This window comes from Enterovibrio baiacu, assembly GCF_004120195.1.
Lineage (GTDB): Bacteria > Pseudomonadota > Gammaproteobacteria > Enterobacterales > Vibrionaceae > Enterovibrio > Enterovibrio baiacui.
Window position 1 is genome coordinate 179,779 of the sequence record NZ_SCHN01000010.1, and the last position, 20,407, is coordinate 200,185.

Below are 20,407 nucleotides of genomic sequence, written 5' to 3' on the forward strand. Positions count from 1 at the left end.
GGAAAGATGGCTCATTTACGGCCACATGTATTCTGATAACTTTACAGGCTTAACAAGGAGCTGTGGCAAGATGGCCTCAAGTCCCTCGGAAAAAATTCTGATCCCCGCACCACGATCGCACAAGGATGGTCACCTTTTTGAAGTACATGCGCAATTGATCGATTGGTTACCCCAGTACGAGCATTTCCGTGGTGTCACCAAAAGTATTCTTGAATTGCTTAACCTTATCTCACTTCGAGGCTTCGCTTCAAAAGACGGTGTCGTTTCAACCACCGAGCTTGTTGAGGCAACGGAAGGGCAATTAACCCGCGCTGCCATTCAGCAACGTTTGAGAGCGGCGGTACAGATAGGTTTGTTTACACAACAAGGTGTCCGATTCGAAGAGGGTTTGGCGGGCAAAACCATGCTGCACCGTTTTGTTAACCCAAGTCAGTTGATCTCAGTGCTAGGCTCTGCGGGCCTGCAATCTGAAAAAACCAAGGTGATGGAAAAGCAAAAGCGTTCCAAAGCATTGGCACAAAATCACGTCAATAAGCAGCTGCTTAGCGAGCATGGTTTGGGCATTCCACCGTCGATGCAAGATGAGAAAGATCATATCGTGATCGCGCCGACCAGTTGGGCCGGGATCATCGACCAAGCGCTTGCTCCGCCAAGAACGAAAAAGAGTTATCAAAAATCGATGGTGGCGATCAGCGGCACTAAAGCGATCATCGAAACACGATCGTCAAAGTCGATCATGACCGTTGATGATCTGATGACCTTGTTTGCACTGTTTACGTTGACCGTGCAGTACCATGATCATCATTTGCCAAACTACGAGCTACAGACGCAGAAAGTGGGAAATAAAACGCCCGTCTATATCACTGATATTCTGTCGTTACGTGGCAAAAAGGACAGCGGTCCAGCCCGTGATTCCATCCGTGAAAGTATCGACCGTATTGAATTTACGGACTTCCAGCTTCATGAACTGACAGGGCGCTGGTTGAGTGAAAACATGCCTGAAGGTTTTAAAAGTGATCGTTTTCGCTTTATTGCCCGCACCATCACTGCGTCGGAAGAAGCACCACGTGAAGGTGAAGATGGCGAAATTCGTATTAAGCCGAATTTGTACATCCTGGTCTGGGAACCGTCATTTTTCGAAGAATTGATGACGCGAGACTACTTTTTCTTGTTCCCACCAGAGATTTTGCGCCAGCATACCTTGGTATTCCAGCTCTATAGCCTCTTCAGAAGCCGCCTATCGCGTCGATTGGAAGATTCCATGACATTGAGCGACCTGAACCAGAAAATGGCGAGAAACATCGAATGGCGACGTTTTTCGAGTGATTTGATCAGAGAGCTGCGAAAACTGGCGAAAAAAGAAACCCAAACCGAGGATGTGTTTGCGGTGAACTTGTGGGGTTATCACTTAACCGTGTATCAACTCGACAATGATAAGAAACACCCAGATTACCGTTTGGACATCAAATGTAATGTGGATGAGGTGATCCGTTTTTCTCGTGCTAAAACCTACAACGAAGGAAAACGATCTTTGGCACCGACCATGCCAAACCCTCTTCGCAATGAGATCATGCCGAAGCAAGACCTTGATCAGCTTTCCGAGATCATTGACGGTGAATTCGAACCAATTCAGCGTAAAGAAAAGCGGGGAGGACGCTTAGGGCGCCGCGTTAAGCTGCGTAAGCACCTGGTTGAGATCAATGCTGATGAACTGACGATCACCTTGTCGAAGTACACCTCCCCCGAGGCGATGCAGCGCAGTATTACGGCATTGTCAGCCATGACAGGGCACCCTGCGGCGACCATTACTGAAGAATGTCAAAGCTACATGGACAAATTGGATTGGTTACGTGTGGATGGCGAAATCATGTCATACGAAACCTTGAGCCGCACGATCGAGTTTTACAACAGCCAAAACGAAGCGGGGCATTTGTCGATCGAGCGCTTAATCTCAGGCTTGGCCGTACGTCGTAAGGTATGTCGTCAGGTATTTGATGGCCATTTAGATGGCACCGTGTTGGCCGTTTTAGACGAAGTGGCTGCCGGAGGATAAGACAAAAGGGTTAGATAAAATGACCAAGCGTTGACAAAACGCTGACATGTGCGCACGGCCAGCCTACTAGGATTATTAGCGAATAGATACCTTTGTCCTATTGGCATCCGGGCTCCCACCCGATGCACATTTTGCTAACCCTTTCACGAGCCTACTCCGGCTCGTTTTTTTTGCCTGTCATTCAGGAATGCTGCCTAAATAGCTGTTCAAATTTCAGTCGAATTCACTACTGATAAATTAATTTTTAAGCGAGTGATCCAGCTCTCATCGATATATTGCAAATATGTTAATGCGGTGATAGCGTTTCATTCTGAGTCGCAGATATCGACTTGCCGCCCACGTGGCAAAGCGCACGCAATATCTACCACCCTAAAAATTCAAGAATTTGGTTGTCACCCCGGAAGGGATGTGTGCTGTGAGTGGGCCGCTGCGTGCGTATTTTCACCGGTCAATGATCCTTAAGGAACACTGTGGCATCCATGGTCCCGTCAGCCGCTGACATTAAAAATTTCAAGCGGTTAGCTAAACAACAAAAGCGTCTCTTGCATTGTTCTCATATGCAGGCGTTGGAGTGTGTTGCGCGTCAGCACGGGTACGACAGTTGGCATCAAGTGCTCAAAATCGCCGATCAAGGGATTTTGTTTCATGTGCCTGATGACACCCCTAATGCACAACGTGTTCTGCTTGATAACCCCCTATACTCGTCCGTTCCGGTCGGGTGGTTGATCGGTCGAAAGCCCTACCCAGACTTTGCTCTCCGCCAAGGCGACAGTGCTTCACCAGACAAGATGACTGAGCTGGAAGTACCATCTTCTCGTTGGCAAGCGGAAAAGAAAGGGTAACGCCGGGATGACCCGACAGGGAGTTATCCATGAAACGTTCGATCTTCGGAGCTGTTGTTGCTTCAACTTTTTTGAGCTTTAGTGCGCAAGCGGAAACAGTTTCTATCTCATGTGGTGCGGTTGGGCAGGAGCTTGAACTGTGTCAACAAGGTGTTGCTGCGTGGGAAAAGGAAACTGGCCACACCGCTAAAATCGTCACAACCCCTAACTCGACCACTGAACGTCTTGCGCTCTATCAGCAGCTTCTTGCTGCGGGTGCCAAAGACATCGACGTCTTCCAAATTGATGTGATTTGGCCAGGTATTCTGGGTAATCACTTTATCGATCTAACCGAATACACCAATGGCGCACAAGACGCGCACTTCCCTGCCATCGTGGCGAATAACACAGTGCGAGATCGCTTTGTCGCCATGCCTTGGTTCACCGATGCTGGTGTACTGTATTACCGCACTGATCTGCTCGAAAAGTATGGCGAAACGCCGCCTGTTACTTGGGAACAACTGACTACTACGGCCGAAAAAGTGATGAGCGGCGAGCGTGAAGCGGGCAATGACAAAATGTGGGGCTTTGTATGGCAAGGCCGTGCTTATGAAGGGTTGACCTGTGATGCCCTTGAGTGGGTAGCGTCTTATAACGGTGGCACCATTGTTGATGAGAAAGGCAAGATCACCATCAACAACGACAGTGCGAAACAAGCACTCACCACGGCGGCAGGGTGGGTTGATACCATTTCCCCTCCAGGCGTATTGAACTACGGCGAAGAAGAAGCGCGTGGTGTGTTCCAAACCGGTAACGCTGTGTTCATGCGTAATTGGCCGTATGCATGGTCGCTGGGCAACAGCGAAGACTCCCCTGTGAAAGGCAAGATCGGTGTTGTTGCACTGCCAAAAGGCGGTGAAGACGGCAGCCATGCTGGCACCTTGGGAGGGTGGCAGCTTGCTGTGTCCAAATATTCTGAAAACCCTGACGTGGCTGCAAGCCTCGTGACTTACCTCACCTCTTTTGAAGAGCAAAAGCGCCGCGCAATCGTAGGTTCTTATAACCCAACCATTGAAGCGCTTTACCAAGACGAAGAAGTCCTGACCGCAGTGCCATTCTTTGGCAGCTTGTACACCACCTTTGCAAACGGCACACCGCGTCCGTCGTCTGCAACGGGAGCGAAGTACAACCAAGTGTCAAACGCATTCTGGAACGCCACGCATGGCGTGTTGTCAGGGCGTACGGATGCCGATGCGGCTTTGACCAAACTGCAGAAAGATCTGAAGCGCATTAGCCGCGGCGGTCGCTGGTAATTCTTCGTTATAGCCATCAAACGCGCTGAGCGTTTGATGGCGCTATTCAAAAGGACATTATATGGAACAGACCAGCGCACTCACGCGAAAACGCGTACGCGCCGCCTGGTGGTTTCTAGCGCCAATGCTCATTACGCTCGCTATGGTGGCAGGCTGGCCATTGCTAAGAACGTTTTGGTTCAGTTTGACCAACGCGACTTTGGATGGCAGCGGCGTTGCTGAATTTATTGGTTTTGATAACTACCTGATTTACGAAGACGGCGAATTTTACGGCATCTTGGTTGATCCGACATGGTGGCAAGCGGTGTGGAACACCCTCTACTTTGCCATTGTCTCTGTCAGCTTGGAGACCATGCTAGGCATCATTGTGGCGCTCGTGCTCAACACCAAGTTCAAAGGACAAGGGTTGGTGCGTGCGGCAGTGTTGGTGCCGTGGGCGATCCCTACCATCGTCTCCGCCAAAATGTGGGGGTGGATGCTGCACGATCAATTCGGGATCGTGAACGACTTCCTCATGACCCTGGGCTTGATCGCCGCACCGCTTGCTTGGACTGCTGACAGTGATCTCTCTCTGAACGTGGTGATTGCGGTGGATGTGTGGAAAACCACGCCGTTCATGGCGCTGCTTATCCTCGCTGCGCTGCAAATGCTGCCGTCTGACTGCTACGAAGCCGCCAAAATCGATGGCATTCATCCGCTTAAAGTGTTCTTCAAAGTCACATTGCCACTCATCATGCCAGCCGTGATGGTTGCCGTGGTCTTCCGTGCCTTGGATGCGTTGCGGGTGTTTGATTTGATCTATGTGCTCACACCGTCCAATGAACAAACCATGTCGATGTCGATTTACGCGCGGCAAAACTTGGTGGATTTCCAAGACGTGGGTTACGGCTCCGCGGCCTCAACGCTTCTCTTCCTAATCGTTGCACTGTGCACCATTGCGTATTTGTACGTTGGGCGCAAAAGCATGAATGAGGGCTCTTAATATGTCGAAGAAATGGTATTGGCAAGTCGGGTTCTACCTCTTGGTTGCAGCCATTGTGCTGTTCTCCGTCTTCCCGTTTTATTACGCCATTGTCACCTCATTCAAGTCAGGATCTGCCTTGTTTGAAGTGGAATACTTCCCGTCTGTGTTTGACTGGGCGAACTACGCCAACGTCTTCTCTGGCGGCACGTTTGGGCGAAATCTACTGAACTCAGTCATGGTGTCGACCGTGGTGGTGGCGATCTCCTTGTTGCTGGGTGTGACGGCGTCTTACGCGCTAGGCCGCATTCGCTTCCGTGGTCGAAACGTCGTATTGATGACCATTCTAGGGGTCTCGATGTTCCCGCAGGTGGCCGTGTTGTCAGGCTTGTTTGAGCTTATCCGTGCGATGGGGCTGTATAACTCCATGCCGGGGTTGGCACTGGCTTACATGATCTTCACCTTGCCGTTCACTGTGTGGGTGCTCACCACGTTCATGCAGCAATTGCCGCTTGAACTTGAAGAAGCCGCCATCGTTGATGGTGCGACGCCGTGGCAGATTATCGTCAAAGTATTGATGCCGCTGTTGTGGCCAGCACTGGTCACTACGGGCCTGTTGGCGTTTATCGCGGCGTGGAACGAATTCTTGTTCGCGCTCACTTTCACACTCACCAACGAACAGCGCACCGTGCCTGTCGCCATCGCGCTTATTTCGGGTGCGGGTCAGTACGAATTGCCGTGGGGCACCATCATGGCAGCTTCCGTTATCGTGACCGTTCCACTCATCGTCATGGTGTTGGTGTTCCAACGACGCATTGTATCTGGCCTCACCGCAGGCGCAGTTAAGGGATAAATAAAACATGAAAGATCAACAATTGCCTTGGTGGCGCGGGGCAGTCATTTATCAAATTTACCCACGTAGCTTTAGCGATGCTAACCAAGATGGCATCGGGGATTTGCCGGGGATCACCCAGCAACTTCCGTATGTGGCGGCGCTGGGGGCCGATGCGATCTGGCTATCGCCCTTTTTCCGTTCGCCAATGAAAGATTTTGGCTATGACGTCTCTGACTACTGCGACGTGGATCCGCTGTTTGGATCCTTGGATGATTTCAGAACGCTGATCAAGGTGGCGCACGAGCTTGGTTTGAAAGTGATGATCGACCAAGTGTTGAGTCATACCTCGGATGAACACGCATGGTTTCAAGAAAGCCGTCAAAGCAAAGATAATACGAAGGCAGATTGGTATGTCTGGGCTGACCCCAAGCCTGATGGGACACCGCCAAACAACTGGTTATCCATCTTTGGTGGGTGTGCGTGGCAGTGGGAAAGCCGCCGTCAACAGTACTACCTTCATAACTTCTTGGTCAGTCAGCCAGATCTGAACTTCCACAACCCTGAAGTGGTTGAGCACTTGTTGGAGACGGTAAAGTTCTGGCTTGATCTCGGCGTGGATGGGTACCGACTCGATACCGTGAACTTCTATACCCACGATCGCCAGCTACGCGATAACCCGCCTCTGTCAGAGGGGGACGCCAAATCATTGGGTGTTCCGGGGACCAACCCTTACTCCATGCAGCGTCACCAATACGACATTTCACAACCTGAAAACTTGTCGTTCCTGAAAAAGCTGCGTCAGTTGCTCGACCAATATGACGACATCACGACCGTCGGGGAGATCGGTGACGACAATCCTCTGGCATTGATGGCGGAGTACACGAGCGGCAACGACAAGCTGCACATGGCGTACACCTTCGACCTGCTGAATGTGCACCGCACACCGGCTTACTTGGCGTCGGTGATTGAGAACATTGAAGCTGCGATTGGCGATGGTTGGCCGTGTTGGGCGCTGTCTAATCACGACGTGGTGCGTGCCATCACCCGTTGGGGGGAAAACGAAGCGGATCAGCATGCTTACGGCAAAGTGCTGCTCGCCTTGCTGACCTCATTGCGCGGCAGTGTGTGTTTGTATCAAGGGGAAGAGCTTGGTTTGCCGGAAGCAGAGATCCCGTTTGAGAAGATCCAAGACCCGTATGGCATCCCTTTCTGGCCTGAATACAAAGGCCGTGATGGTTGCCGCACGCCGATCCCTTGGGTCGCTGGCTCTGAAAACGCAGGCTTTAGCCATGCACAACCTTGGTTGCCTGTTGATGAGCGCCATGTGCCGCTCTCAGTGGACGCGCAAGAAACATTGAGTGACAGCATGCTGGCGCACTACCGCACATTCCTGCGTTGGCGCAAGCAGCACCCTGCGTTGGTGCAAGGCGACATCAGTGATGTGAAGGCCAATGATCAAGGGCTGCAATTTGTCCGCACAGACACCCAATCGCCCGATAACGCTCGCGTTCTGGTGGTGCTCAATTTGTCTGATGCGCCGATGACGGTATCGCTCCCGAAAGGCACTTGGCGCGCCTTGGATGGGCATGGTTTCACCTTCGACCTTAGCAACGAGAAGGTTAGCGTTCCGCCCTATCAGGCGGCATTTGCAACAGATTCAACCGGGTAAGGATGCATTATGGCTGAGGTAGTTTTAAATAAAGTGAATAAGAAGTTCGGCAAAGTCCATGTCACCAAAGATGTTGATTTGCACATCAACAAAGGTGATTTCGTGGTGTTTGTTGGGCCATCTGGTTGTGGTAAATCAACGCTTCTTCGTTTGATTGCAGGCTTGGAAGACATCACTGAAGGTGTGTTGAGCATTGATGGTCAAGTCTGTAACGACTTGCCACCGCCTGAGCGCGGCATCGGCATGGTGTTCCAGTCCTACGCGCTGTACCCGCACATGACGGTTTACGAGAACATGGCGTTTGGCCTGCAGTTGGCAAAAACAGACGCCAATGCGGTGAAAGACAAAGTGATGGGCGTGGCGAAAGCGCTGCAACTTGAACCTTTGCTTGAGCGTAAACCGAAAGAGTTGTCGGGCGGTCAGCGTCAACGTGTGGCCATTGGCCGTGCGATTGTGCGTGAGCCAAAAGTCTTCTTGTTTGATGAGCCATTGTCGAACTTGGATGCTTCGTTGCGTGTGCAAATGCGCATGGAAATCGCGCGTCTTCACGAGCGTTTGGGGGCGACGATGATCTACGTGACGCACGATCAAGTCGAAGCCATGACACTCGCGACCAAGATCGTGGTGCTTGATGCGGGACGTGTAGAGCAAGTGGGATCGCCGCTAGAGCTTTACAATCATCCTGCAAATACCTTTGTCGCCGGCTTTATCGGCTCGCCAAAAATGAACTTTTTGACGGCAGATATCGTGGAAACCGGCGAAACGATGACGCGTGTGCAAATTCACCGTGGACAAGAAATTACAGTGGCGGCGGATACGCGCGATGCCAAAGTGGGTGACCCTACGGTGATCGGTATTCGCCCAGAACACATTCAGTTTGGTGAAAAGGATGCGATTCAAGAAGGCGGCGTTGAGCTGAGCGTGGTGGAGCAGTTGGGTAACGAATGCCTGATGTACTTCAGCACGCCACAGAGCAACGAACCTGTTGTTATCCGTGTGGAAGGGCAAACCACCATCAAAGCCGGTGATAAACGTTGTATCGAGTTTCCTGCGGATTACTGCCACTTGTTCGACAAAGACGGTAACGCCTATCCACGTTCCGTGGTGGGTGAAACCAAACCGTCGCTGTTGGTGGGTGGCGAATAAAGGTTCGCGCAATGCGGATGGCTGGCTAAACGGCAGGATCCTTGGGCGAGATAACTAACGCGAAGATCCAAAAAACAAAAGAGGCAGGGACGATCCCTGCCTCTTTTTTATCTACTGTTGGCTCATTACCGTGATCGTGGTGCCACGCCGGAATACGCGATTCCTGTGAGTTCAGCCATGTCTTTGTGGAACGTCGCCAGATCATCAACCACGAACTTACTGAGATGATCATGTCCACACGCACGCGCCATAACCTGCATCAAATGCGTGGAGGCATTGAAGAAGTTCTGCAAGCGCTCAGCGCCCACATCAACATTCATGCGTTTACGAAGCTCTGGGTCTTGCGTGGCAATGCCTGATGGACACATGTTGGAGTTACACATACGCGCGCCCACACAGCCAATGGCTTGCATTGCACTGTTGGACAGCGCAATGCCGTCTGCACCCAATGCCAGCGCCTTCACAAAGTCACTCGGTACACGTAAACCGCCCGTGATGATGAGCGTTACGCCGTCAACGCCTTGCGAATCAAGGAAGTGACGGGCACGCGCTAACGCAGGGATGGTTGGGACACTGATATGATCGCGGAACATCACAGGCGCTGCACCTGTACCGCCGCCACGACCATCAAGGATGATGTAGTCAGCACCCGCTTCCAATGCGAACGCCATGTCGCGCTCAACGTGGTTGGCGCTGAGTTTGAAACCAATCGGAATGCCGCCACTTTCTTTTCTTACATCATCCGCGAAACGCGCAAAATCCGCCGCGGTTTTCATGTCCGTAAACGTTGAAGGCGAAATCGCATCTGTGCCTTCGGCAATGCCGCGCACTTGAGAGATTTTCCCTTTGTTTTTGATGCCAGGAAGGTGACCGCCTGTGCCGGTTTTTGCGCCTTGGCCACCTTTAAAGTGGAAGGCTTGGACTTTTTTCATCAAGTCCTTGTTGTAGCCAAATTCCGCACTGGCAAGCTCGTAGAAATAACGGCTGTTTGCTGCCTGCTCTTCGGGCAGCATGCCACCTTCACCGGAACAAATGCCGGTACCTGCTAACTCTGCGCCTTTTGCAAGCGCGACTTTCGCTTCTTCAGACAGCGCACCAAAGCTCATGTCAGACACAAACAGTGGCGTTTTCAATGTCAGCGGCTTTTTCGCATTTGGGCCAATCACCAACTCTGTGCCGACCGGGGCATCATCGAGTAATGGCTTCGCCGCCATTTGCGCCACCATGATCTGGATTTGATCCCATTCAGGCAATTGATAGCGCGGCACACCCATCGACGTCATAGGACCATGATGACCAAATTTGGTAAGACCATCTTTCGCAAGCTGGTGGATAAGCTCGACGTTCGGTTCTTCTTTGGTCGCTTTCGCAGCAGGTTGTGTGGCGGCGTCGGTAACGATCACTTCTGGTGCAGGTTTACCCACATCATCATCGGTATAGCGGGTATGGGTGCCGTCACAAAATGGCATGTTGGCGGAGTGTTTACAGGCGCAGAAATAGGCTTCGCCATCTTTCTCTGCTTTGTAGGAGAGCGGCGTAATGCCAGTGCCAGCATGGGAGCCATCACAGTAGGGCTGAGAGGCTGATTTACCACAGCGACAGTAGTAATACTCTTTGCCTTTTTCGAGGTCGACTTTTATGGGTTTGTTATCAAACACGACAGGGTCTGTCATCACTTGCTCCTTTTGAATGACATTACTTCCAGTGTCCAAGCTTGTTAATTTATTAGAGTGCTTGGTGATAACAGTATGGCTGTATGTTCCTGTTTTGGTGTGTTCAATAATGAGCTTTATCTAAATTAGTACCCCCTAGAATGGGTTATTTTCAAGAACCCAATGCTTGAATAAACAACTAGTTGCTATGAAGCTCACCTACCCAAACCTGCCAAGGTGCGAGGTGCAATGCGTCATTTTGTGTTGGTGGCGCAACCTGCATATGTGGCAGAGGCAATGTTGTTGCTGGGCTCGGTAAATTGAGGCGGATTGTGGCATCTTGGTTTGAACCATTGATGGCAATCACCAAGGTTTGCGAGGCGTGGTGGCGTTCAAACACCATGAGTGCTTCATTGAACGCCAGTATTCGGCAACTGCCTTCGCACAATGCAGGTTGTTGTTGTCGCCAAGCAAGCATTTCACGGGTGAAATTGAGGGTTGAGTGGGGGTCTTGCTGCTGCGCATCGATGGAAAACGCCTTGTGCTCGTCATCAATGGGGAGCCATGGTGATTGAGTGCTGAATCCAAAGAAGGGAGCATTTTCTTTCCAAGGGAGAGGCGTGCGACACCCATCGCGTCCTACATAGTTAGCGATCACCTGCTGCCCAAACAAATCTTTGCGATCAGACGGGGAAACATGCGCCTCGGGCAAACCGAGTTCCTCACCTTGATAAATGCTGATCACGCCTTGCAGTGAACAAAGCAGAGTCAGCAGCATTTTCGCCGCCGCAGGTTGATTGTTCGCATGCTGCCAGCGAGACACCGTGCGTGCAATGTCGTGATTTCCCAATCCCCAGCAACCTATCCCTGGATGAACAGCATTAAAGAACGCGGTAAATTGCTCGCCCACTTGTTGTACATTTTGGCAAAGGCTCAGTGATTCAAAAATATTGGCGGCATCAAGGGCATCCCCTTCGCTGGTGTAGCGATCAATCACCGCATACGGGGAAGGGTCACTCAATGATCCCAGTAGCCATTTCTTCTCATCATACCCATCCGCAATCACCCGTAATTGTTTGAGCAAATGAATATTCTCAGGACGGCTGATGTTGTAGCGCTGGCTTTGATAACGATAAGGATCGCTTCTGGCTTCATCTTGCCAACCTAAGTGGCGTGGTGGGTTATTGCGCAGTTTATCGTCATGTAAAAACAGATTCACGGAATCAAGGCGAAGCCCTGTAATGCCGGTGTCGAGCCAAAAGCGCACGTCTTTCATCAACTGACGAACCACATTGGGGTTGCGGTAGTTTAAGTCGGGCTGATTACTCAAGGTGTTGTGGAGATAATATTCACCGCGGGTAGGGTGCCAGCGCCATGCTGATTCCCCGAAAATGGTGAGCCAGTTGTTTGGCGGTGTACCGTCTGCCCGCGCGGGCGACCAGATGTACCAATCTGCTTTTTCGCTGGTTTTGCTGCTGGCACTGTCTAAAAACCAAGGGTGTTTACTCGAGGTGTGATTCGCCACGAAATCCAGAAAAACTGCAATGCCTCTTGCTCGGGCCTCTTCCACCAGCGCCTTGAACGTCGACATATCACCGTACTCAGGGTTGATCGCACTGAGGTTGGTAATGTCATACCCAAAATCGCTCAACGGGGATTCAAAAATGGGAGACAGCAAAATGCCATCGACGTTTAACCACGCGAAGTAGTCCAGCTTTTCTCTGATTCCATCAAGATCGCCAACGCCATCTTCATTGCTATCAAAGAAACTTCTAACGTAAATGTGGTAGAGGATGGGCGATGCATTTAGTTTCATTGTTTTTCTTAATTTCATAGCGAGTTAACTATCATAGCGTAGCGCAAGAGTGCACCATGTTGGTGGTTTATTATGTGGACTTTCGGTTTACAGTGTAAATGTTACACATTTTTAATCTTCTAATATTTAAGGGAATATTTTCCTTCGAGTATGCCAAGCCAAACTTGTTTAAATCGCCACGAAGAGCCTACTTTGCACACCATCTGTTAATCACTTAAGCTGAACCTCTGGGCTGGGAGATGCCTGTTATCGCGACATAATGGAGTAACTATGGGTGTGCATCGCTTGATTTTGGTTGGATTCCTATTAGTCGTTGTTGGTTGTTCCAGCACGTCAGAGAGCGACTCAATAGACCAATGCTCAAATAAAACACTAGGGTCTTTGAGTAAAGAACTGGAAATGATAGGGAAACCCAAGAGCGACGAAATTGAAGCCCATACCGTTTCTCAATATGTCTATCGAGCGGCAAAGGTGGCAGCCCTATATGGTTATGACAAGTTCGCCCTCATAAATATTCCGGTGTGTGATGAGCCCGTCAACATAGGCGTGTTCATGCATGATAACCAACAAGAGTTGCAGGGATTTATGAGGCGATGCGGTGGGACAAAAGGTCTAGAGTTGTTAGGTGTGTTTAACACAATGGACTATCAAGGAAAGAGATATCTTGATGTTCGTAGTGTACCAGGTGCGGCTTAGCCTATTACGCGCACACAACTCCCTTGAGGAGGTTTTTATGGGGCTGGGGAGTACTCATCATGTCAATGTTAGGTAAAGCATATGAATTTTGATGTAGATCGATTCAAGCGTTCTAGTGTTTATCAGGTAGCTATTGATATCGAAGCCAATACCGTCGAGATAGGGTTCAGTTGGTATCCTGATAAAACTGAAAGTGTGATACTCATAGGTCTTCTATCTATGAGTTATCAACCTGATTTCACCGACGAACCGCCATGGATGTGCCTTGATTTTAGTGTCGAGTTCATCCATTCGATGGATGAACTCGAACAAAGTGAGGTACTTTGGGAAAAGGGGGCGAATGCGTTAAAAGACCTAAGTTTTCCGATATACAGGTTCCATGTAGGCTCTGCTGATTTTGTATTTTTTGCGGTTTGCCAAGAAATAGAACTTTCTCCTTATAGCTAATACTGATGCTGTCATCTCTCTAGTCTCAGGCTGCCCCGCGCAGCCAGCCCTCAAAATCTGCAACCGCCCGATTTCTATGAAAAAAACCTCCTCAAACGAACTCCCAAGCGATCGAAATCAAGTCTCGGTTTGTTCGCTTTGTGGTACATTCAGGTCAGCAATTTTAGACAGTGATGACGTGTTGCGTGCCGAGAAGGGAAGGGCGGTAGGCTTGAGCTAAATGGCTGAGTTGCCTGCTAATAGGTTTGCATGTTCTCGATGGGAACGATGTTTTATCTATACCTTCATAAATGTATTTATATACGCACAGTATTATATCAATTTTGATTTGGAGGTATCTAATGAAAGCAACGCAAATGCAAGATGTAGAAGAAAAAGATGTACCTAATTGTTCTCATTCTCAACTGTCTAAAGAATACCACTTAGGTTCAGCTACTGGTGACTATGTCTGTAACGATTGTGGTAAGTCAGGTTTTGGTCGTGACTGGCCTGAATATTCGAAAAAACAGGAACAACAGTAAATAACAACAGAGGCTATATATGAAAAGAGCAGGTGCCGTATGTCCGAAATGTGGTTCTACTTCTACACCTCATAAAGAGAAAATTATGGGGCAAGATACACAAGACCTAATCTGTGCAGATTGTAATTATATTGGTTGGTGGACTGAATTTCAGCCAACAAACGAAGACGCAGAATAGTAAAAAGTGTAAGTGATGAGCTCAGACACATCAAAAATGAGTCCCTCTCCGGTATATGGGTCGTAGTTTTCGGTCCCCAAAGGGCTCACATCAGTGAGCCCCTAAAGCCTTCCAATTAATCCAATCTCGCCTCATGGCCAAGTATCGCGTCGGCTTGTTGGGATGGCTGTTACGGTTGTAAATGATTCAGTTAGTTGTGCTTCTCAATAAAATCCCAAATCTTCTCACAAAGACTACTCAATTGAGGCGTTAACTCCCACTGTGTTTCCGGATCGTTCATAATTTCAACTGCAGTGCGGCAGAACTTAACCTTGTCTTTGATAGTGCCTGAGTCGTCGCTATAGAACTTTCGCTCCAGGCTAGTGGGCTTTTTATCTACATACCGTTCGAGAATCCGACCGATGCCATGAGTCTCGTGTTCAAAAATACCTTCTTGGATATTGCTAAAGCGTTCAATGGTTGATTCCTTTTTTCCATTGAATGTATCCCATCTTCTCTTGGCCGTATCAATGAGTATGTTGTGAGGGATGTAGTTCTCAATTTCTTTCCACTCTAACAGCTCAAAGTTATCGCCCAATGCCGTTTCAAGCTGATTTGTTCTGTCACCTTTGCCATCAATATCAGCGTCAGCAATCAGCATGATGTTGTTGGATAGCTTTCTTGCAGGCGTTTGACTATTAGACTCTAGGTCATCACCGAAGTCCCAATGCGTGATATTACTGCCCTGATATTCAGTAAAGACGTAATGGAGATTTTCATGGTAGCTACGAAGCTTGGCTTCACGCTCGCTATCTTTTGACTTCAGTTCTTGAAGATACTTTTCAATGTAGGTTCTGAGATAAAGCTTATCTGTAATGCCTTCTACCCATATAGAACAGTTCGCCAACAAGACGGATGATGCCCTTACGCCCAAGTCTGTAAGCAGTTCCGCATGTTTTGTTGAAGGGCTGATAATCGTTTCATCACCCTCTCTACGAACATGCTGAACTGAAACATCGTCTCTTTCCTGTGCTATATCAAGGAAGTGATTGGAGTGTGTTGTCATGAAGAACATGTGTTCTTCGAAACTCGCCAGTGTTTCAATGAGAGTTCTTTGTAGTCCCGCATGGAGATAGTGCTCCGGCTCCTCGATGAAGAACATGGTCGGTTTTTCAGCCATAAAGACCGGAAAGGTCAGCACGATGATGGACTGAATACCATCACCAAGGTCATAAATAGGTCGCTCTTGTTTGTCACCTTCTTTAAAATAAACAACGTCTGCGTCAATACGAGGGACAATGGTGATCGGCTGACCAAAGAAGAAACTGCGTGATAAATACTCTTCATACTCTCTCACTGTTCTGCGTTGTTCGTGAGAGCCAAGGAGGTGTTTTTTCAGATCCTCATACAGACTGTGGCCCGTGAAGATTTTCGGAGTATCAATAGCTGGTTCACCAAAATAGTCACTTTTAGTCCGGGTTAGAAGGATATCTTCGCTAGCGACATGTCGAAGTGTACGAAGAGTTGGGATGTAGAGCCGTTCCCATTTTAGATGTGAAAGATCATGTTCCACAGTTGGTTTGGCACTTGAGATAAGTACTGAAACAGCTCTATCTATAATCGCCTCTGCTTCTTTCTTGGATTCGCTGACTTCGTTTAAATTGACAACATTGTTGGTTCTTCGGAAGTGTTGCTCTATCGCTGCTGACACAAGTCCCTTTAAATCATGGATTTTCATCGCTGGATTTTTTTCAACTACTTCCTCTAGTAAGGAAGCAAAGAATCTTCCTGACAGCCTATTGATTTCAAATTTAAATAAGTGTGTTCTTGCTGTCGGCTTGATTGTTTCTGCTTTAGTTAGTTCAAGTAGTTTCTGAGTGGAAAGATAGTCGTATTCAAAACTGAAACGATCAAAATCTATACTTGATAGGTTCCTGATAAAGCGGCTTTTCCCTGAGTTATTAGCGCCTATGAAACAGTTTATCTGTTTAGTTTGATATAAGTACCAATCTGACGGAATAATATTGCTGGCCTCAGAAATTGCAATTTTCGATATTCTATTCGTTGTTTTCATGCTCAGAGAGTCGCCTAAAGTCGATGATGCTGTGAGGCTACCATTTAGAGTGCCCAGTTTCAGTTTTGGATGTACATATTTTTGGAGTAGTTATAGCTTTTGTAGAGTTTATGAAGAGGTAATGCCTAAACATTACCCACTACAACTACCTCGCCAACATCCCCAAACTCCCCGGCGCCAACCTCTCAGCCAACACCACCAACCCCTTAGATGTCACACGCACTTGCTCAACGGTCCTTTGATTGACCGTCGTCACTTTATGCTCCAGTAATCCCCGTTGGAGATTGTCTTGATAACCAATCCAGCTTTTTCCATCCGGACGTTTGTATATCCAGCGATTCGCAGCCAGCCAAGCGAAGAGGGCTTTGGGCTGCAGCTGCAGGCTCTTGGCGGCATCGGTGATACAACGCGAGCCTTGGCTATCCGCGATGAGGTGATAGGCCTCAACCTTGGGCCTGTCCTCTGCCACTTGGGCTTGAAGCTTCAGTTTCTCTTCCTCGGCCTGCATGGCTAGTTTGAGGATATACATACGGGAGAGGTCAGCTGTGCTGTAGTTGCCGGTCTTTCGGATCGAGGGCAGCACATCTGACACCACCCAGTCTTCGAACTTCTCCGCTTCAGGTAATTTGGACCGCATGATGAGACGGTAGACGTCGCGCTCGGGGATTATTTTTGCAAGCTGTTCACCGCTATTTGTAGGAAGTCGTGTTTCACGCCCCTCTTTGAAGTACCGATTTACAGCATCTCGAGGGTTGCTGTAGCCAAGAATTGACGCAACATCCTTTGCTACAAACCAGGTTTCACCGCTCTGCTCTATTACCCGGATATTTTCATGCTGGAACTGGAAAGGGATGACGTTCATGCGGCCTCCTTGAACAATTGTTGGCAAGCATGGTCGATGTCGGTGATGCGATCGCTTAACAGCCAAAGTGCATTGGATAGGGTGGCGGTATCGATGGTGCGGTATTGGTCTTCGACGCACAGAACGTCAATAAGCGCATTGGCCTGAGCCAACAGGCGATTGATATCGTTTTTGGATTTCCAAGTGGTTGTTTGTTAGAGTCGACATGTCGATTCTCCTACTAGTACTAGGGTGTTGACATAGGGCCTCAGGAGTTACAGCTCTTGGGGCTCTCCCTTTCTTATCTCTTCTTGGTTTCTTCCGCTTTTCTCAAACTTTCGAAGATAAACAGCATCTCGTTGTGTCGAAAACGCATGTTTTGTTTGGAACGATTTTCCAGCCAGTCATTTAAATGAGCTGGCAATCGAAGGCAGACTTGAATATTGGACTTAGATATTTGCGACATACATACCTCTGATATCATGCAGATATATCACGGTGATATATTATCATCAAATCATCTTAAGGAAGTTTTATCATGGCGAGAAATGACCCTCAGATACTGCTGAGGTTACCTATTGAAACAAAAGAAAGTATCCAGAAAGAGGCGACTGAAAGCGGGCGTTCGATGAATGCCGAACTTGTCCATCGCCTAGAAAAAAGCCTTCTGTCTGCCACCACCCCAACCGGCGAGCTCTCTGCCGCTGATGCGAAAAAGCTGGCTAAACACGCGTTGGAAGATGGTTCAGCAGCGCTCGTCGCCAAGTGCCTGGAAGAAGTTTCACGAATGGCTCGTCAGGGCCTAGCGGAAGTGACCGTGGATACCTGCTTTGATGCCATCAGCGCAGAGATGGAAGAGAAGATTCTCCAGCCTGCGAAGGCGAGGCTTGAGGGGTTGGGGTATACAGTCACCTTTGATTCTGGCAACGTGGTGCTAGCGTTCTGACGTATCACTGCCGAAGGGAATTGAAACAGTGAAAAGAAACATCGCAGTTTTCTTGTTGTTTGGTTACCTCTACTACTTCTTATTCCACGATGTAAGTAGGGCTGAGGCTGTTGTTAGCAAGTTAACGGACTACGAAGACCCCAAGGAATACTGCATTTTAAAGACTGAAAAAGTCGACGGGGAATTTCACATCTACATGATGATTTCAATGGAGGTTGAAGGTATTGACGCTGAAAATATCTGGGATGCCCACGACCCGTTGAGGGATGCTTCCAGGTACGTCAAAGACGCAATAGAAACAGAGCTTAATTCAGCCTTTATCAATATGGATACCCGTCTCTACATCAAAAATAAAGTCAACGAGTTATACATCTACACCTACAGAAGCGAAAAAGGTCCTGATGAAGAGGGATTAATTGCAAAATCTTGGAACGATAAGGATTTGAGCCCAAAGGAGATGGCTTATTATGTCGGAGAGCACGCCGTTAAAGACTAGTTGGCGTTTTCTTTGATTCATCCAGCCTGCGAAGACGAGGCTGGAGCGATGCGATTCGGATAAGAAATATCTATAGTTGTTTTTTAAGTAATGCTGTTTACTTATAGAGGTCGATTAAAACTGGTCATCGATGTCTTTGTTATGAATTTTTTTATATAAGTCATTGATATATGTAACATTTATGACTATTACATATATCACAGCCATGAACTGACATGCACCTAAACCGAATAAGATCGATACACTAATGTATTTTAAAGTTAATAGATGCGGTTTCAGATCTATTAGTCCAGGTAGTATCATTTTTGCGGCTTGGAAAATCAATAAACTAGCCATCACAGCTGCAGATACAACGAGCACTGTAACTAGTAATTCTAATCGCTTGGTGTTTTCGCCAAAATCACCATTCTTAACTTTATCGCTTCTTTGTGTGAGACTAGTAACTGTCGTAGGGTAGGTAGAAGATACCCACAATCCAACTATCGCAAATATCATTGCGGATACATTTTGAAGGACCGACACAAAGTCTTTTATTCCGTCAGTGGAAATGTTTGCATTTAGGTTATCCAGAAGCAAAAAAACACCAACTGATGATAAAGCTATTACGATTGCTGTTGTTTTTAGGTTCATGATATTTTGGCCATTTTAACTGTTTTTCTTTCTTTTTTCGCTAGTGTCAGTAGCGTCTTGTTTGTTTACCTTGCTTAGTAGCTCTTTTCTATTGGCTAAAAGCTTTTGCATAATCTGATTCGCAGAATAGGTGTCTTTGTCAGCCAACTTTTCAGGCATTGAAATTTCACTCTTTACTACATACTTATCTAGCCAGACGGTGTCGTTACTTCTACCGTTAAACTTCAATCCAACATTGTCCCAAAGATTAAATTCATCATAATCTTCATTGTACTGTTTGAATATTTCTTCTAGCTCGGTGTAGGAAGGGAACTCTTCAACAATTACCTCGTAATGCCTAGTCTCTGAAACTTTACCACTATCCACTTTAGGAGCACAGAAGCCAAATTTAGGGAGGAATTTATCCATTAGTTTCGCATACTTTCTGCGATCAGTTGAACTTGCACTAATGGTTGATCGAAACACTAAGTGGGTTACCTTCGATTGTAGGCTCGTAAAGTCATCAACTTTAGTTTTTTGTTTAAGCTGTTTTGCTAAAAATTTGAAAACGAAAGAAAAATTATCTTTAGCACCAGATTCACACCTGTAGTGCTTTCTCTGGACAAATACCGAGGTCTGTCCATCAGCCCTTTCTCTTCTAGTTTCCTTAATTTCACCGACGTGCTTATTGCATCGATATTTTACCCATTCACGAACGTACTTTGATAGTCCGTTTATATCACAGACAGAATCTCTAAATTTTATGGATGCAAGTACATTCAATTCTGGGATAAACCAATAGTACATCACCTGTCCCCATGCTACTTCTCGGGCATTTATACCATCGGCAGATGTGACCGTATCATTGGAATCTGAATCAACATTTGAGTCAAACTTTATACCTTTAACGCCACCATTTTCTGCGCCCACAGATTTTATGAGGACTAAGACAAAGTCTCCAGAAGATGGGTCTCGATAATAGCTCTGGCAGTATATTTTACTAAAAGCACTACCAGTATCGCCCCATGGGACAGTATTTTGAAACCGCTTTCCAACTAACCAATCATTTAACCTCTTAAGCATATCGTCAACATCAATATCATAAGGCTCCCCATCAGCGTTTTGACGAATACGATAATACCCACATTTCTCCAAGTCGAAGAATGTGATGAGGCCCTTTTCAGAAAGATCGATATTACTCACGGTGCCACCTAGCCAATAAAAAATGTTTTGCATAATCTTATCAGTTAACCTTAGTTATGTCATGGTAGTTAGGCATTTGTCGGCATTGTGTATGGCTTTGTATGTGGCTTTATTCGAGGCTCTGCACTATTTTTATTGTTCAACCTTCAAT

19 protein-coding genes are annotated in these 20,407 nt (G+C 47.7%); 12 read left to right on the forward strand and 7 right to left on the reverse strand.

The genetic code is table 11. The annotated features are described in order from the left end of the window. The first annotated feature begins 70 nt into the window (after positions 1-70). The 7 genes from EQP46_RS12090 (at position 71) to EQP46_RS12120 (ending at position 8,798) form a co-directional block, all read left to right on the forward strand. Positions 71-2,053, forward strand: coding sequence for a replication initiator protein RctB domain-containing protein (locus EQP46_RS12090; RefSeq protein WP_129493901.1), 1,983 nt, complete (start codon positions 71-73; stop codon positions 2,051-2,053). Positions 2,054-2,532: 479 nt separating this feature from the next. Beyond that, the gene (locus EQP46_RS12095) at positions 2,533-2,895 is read left to right on the forward strand and encodes a hypothetical protein (RefSeq protein ID WP_192545505.1); all 363 of its coding nucleotides are present in this window, start codon (positions 2,533-2,535) and stop codon (positions 2,893-2,895) included. A 29-nt stretch (positions 2,896-2,924) separates the two neighbouring features. Further along, positions 2,925-4,187, forward strand: a complete 1,263-nt coding sequence (locus EQP46_RS12100) for an ABC transporter substrate-binding protein (protein WP_129493903.1) — start codon at positions 2,925-2,927, stop codon at positions 4,185-4,187. 61 nt (positions 4,188-4,248) lie between these two features. Next, the gene (locus EQP46_RS12105) at positions 4,249-5,169 is read left to right on the forward strand and encodes a carbohydrate ABC transporter permease (RefSeq protein ID WP_129493904.1); all 921 of its coding nucleotides are present in this window, start codon (positions 4,249-4,251) and stop codon (positions 5,167-5,169) included. Position 5,170: 1 nt separating this feature from the next. Continuing rightward, complete coding sequence (locus EQP46_RS12110) at positions 5,171-6,001, forward strand: carbohydrate ABC transporter permease (protein WP_129493905.1); 831 nt, start codon at positions 5,171-5,173, stop codon at positions 5,999-6,001. Positions 6,002-6,008: 7 nt separating this feature from the next. Beyond that, complete coding sequence (locus EQP46_RS12115) at positions 6,009-7,652, forward strand: alpha-glucosidase (protein ID WP_129493906.1); 1,644 nt, start codon at positions 6,009-6,011, stop codon at positions 7,650-7,652. Positions 7,653-7,661: 9 nt separating this feature from the next. Further along, entirely contained in the window at positions 7,662-8,798 is a 1,137-nt protein-coding gene (locus EQP46_RS12120) for an ABC transporter ATP-binding protein (RefSeq protein ID WP_129493907.1), read from the forward strand. A gap of 125 nt (positions 8,799-8,923) precedes the next feature. Here EQP46_RS12120 and EQP46_RS12125 read toward each other — a convergent pair whose 3' ends face one another. Together EQP46_RS12125 and EQP46_RS12130 are read right to left on the reverse strand one after the other, a co-directional pair. Further along, complete coding sequence (locus tag EQP46_RS12125) at positions 8,924-10,471, reverse strand: glutamate synthase-related protein (protein WP_129493908.1); 1,548 nt, start codon at positions 10,469-10,471, stop codon at positions 8,924-8,926. A 178-nt stretch (positions 10,472-10,649) separates the two neighbouring features. Next, a complete protein-coding gene (locus EQP46_RS12130) occupies positions 10,650-12,266 on the reverse strand; it encodes an alpha-amylase family glycosyl hydrolase (RefSeq protein ID WP_129493909.1) in 1,617 nt (538 codons plus the stop codon). 270 nt (positions 12,267-12,536) lie between these two features. Here EQP46_RS12130 and EQP46_RS12135 point away from each other — a divergent pair, with 270 nt between their 5' ends. The 3 genes from EQP46_RS12135 (at position 12,537) to EQP46_RS12145 (ending at position 13,930) form a co-directional block, all read left to right on the forward strand. Continuing rightward, positions 12,537-12,962 carry a hypothetical protein gene (locus tag EQP46_RS12135; protein ID WP_129493910.1) on the forward strand — a complete coding sequence of 142 codons (426 nt, stop codon included), beginning with the start codon at positions 12,537-12,539 and terminating at the stop codon, positions 12,960-12,962. An 81-nt stretch (positions 12,963-13,043) separates the two neighbouring features. Further along, positions 13,044-13,409, forward strand: a complete 366-nt coding sequence (locus tag EQP46_RS12140) for a hypothetical protein (protein WP_129493911.1) — start codon at positions 13,044-13,046, stop codon at positions 13,407-13,409. A 341-nt stretch (positions 13,410-13,750) separates the two neighbouring features. After that, the gene (locus EQP46_RS12145; RefSeq protein ID WP_129493912.1) at positions 13,751-13,930 is read left to right on the forward strand and encodes a hypothetical protein; all 180 of its coding nucleotides are present in this window, start codon (positions 13,751-13,753) and stop codon (positions 13,928-13,930) included. A gap of 368 nt (positions 13,931-14,298) precedes the next feature. Here EQP46_RS12145 and EQP46_RS12150 read toward each other — a convergent pair whose 3' ends face one another. The 3 genes from EQP46_RS12150 to EQP46_RS24110 form a co-directional block, all read right to left on the reverse strand. Continuing rightward, positions 14,299-16,161, reverse strand: a complete 1,863-nt coding sequence (locus EQP46_RS12150) for an AAA family ATPase (RefSeq protein ID WP_129493913.1) — start codon at positions 16,159-16,161, stop codon at positions 14,299-14,301. 145 nt (positions 16,162-16,306) lie between these two features. Beyond that, entirely contained in the window at positions 16,307-17,023 is a 717-nt protein-coding gene (locus tag EQP46_RS12155) for a phage antirepressor KilAC domain-containing protein (RefSeq protein ID WP_129493914.1), read from the reverse strand. After that, positions 17,020-17,175: a hypothetical protein gene (locus tag EQP46_RS24110; protein ID WP_161972859.1), complete on the reverse strand. Its 156-nt coding sequence runs from the start codon at positions 17,173-17,175 to the stop codon at positions 17,020-17,022. The genes EQP46_RS12155 and EQP46_RS24110 overlap by 4 nt, the downstream gene beginning before the upstream one ends. Positions 17,176-17,540: 365 nt before the next feature. Between EQP46_RS24110 and EQP46_RS12160 the strand changes: the two genes are divergently transcribed. Both EQP46_RS12160 and EQP46_RS12165 read left to right on the forward strand, forming a co-directional pair. Continuing rightward, entirely contained in the window at positions 17,541-17,948 is a 408-nt protein-coding gene (locus tag EQP46_RS12160; RefSeq protein WP_129493915.1) for an Arc family DNA-binding protein, read from the forward strand. A 28-nt stretch (positions 17,949-17,976) separates the two neighbouring features. After that, entirely contained in the window at positions 17,977-18,444 is a 468-nt protein-coding gene (locus EQP46_RS12165; protein WP_129493916.1) for a hypothetical protein, read from the forward strand. A 114-nt stretch (positions 18,445-18,558) separates the two neighbouring features. On the opposite strand, the gene EQP46_RS12170 is transcribed toward EQP46_RS12165, so the two are convergent. Together EQP46_RS12170 and EQP46_RS12175 are read right to left on the reverse strand one after the other, a co-directional pair. Next, positions 18,559-19,074 carry a hypothetical protein gene (locus EQP46_RS12170; protein WP_129493917.1) on the reverse strand — a complete coding sequence of 172 codons (516 nt, stop codon included), beginning with the start codon at positions 19,072-19,074 and terminating at the stop codon, positions 18,559-18,561. Positions 19,075-19,089: 15 nt separating this feature from the next. After that, positions 19,090-20,256 carry a hypothetical protein gene (locus EQP46_RS12175; RefSeq protein ID WP_129493918.1) on the reverse strand — a complete coding sequence of 389 codons (1,167 nt, stop codon included), beginning with the start codon at positions 20,254-20,256 and terminating at the stop codon, positions 19,090-19,092. Between the last annotated feature and the right edge of the window lie 151 nt (positions 20,257-20,407).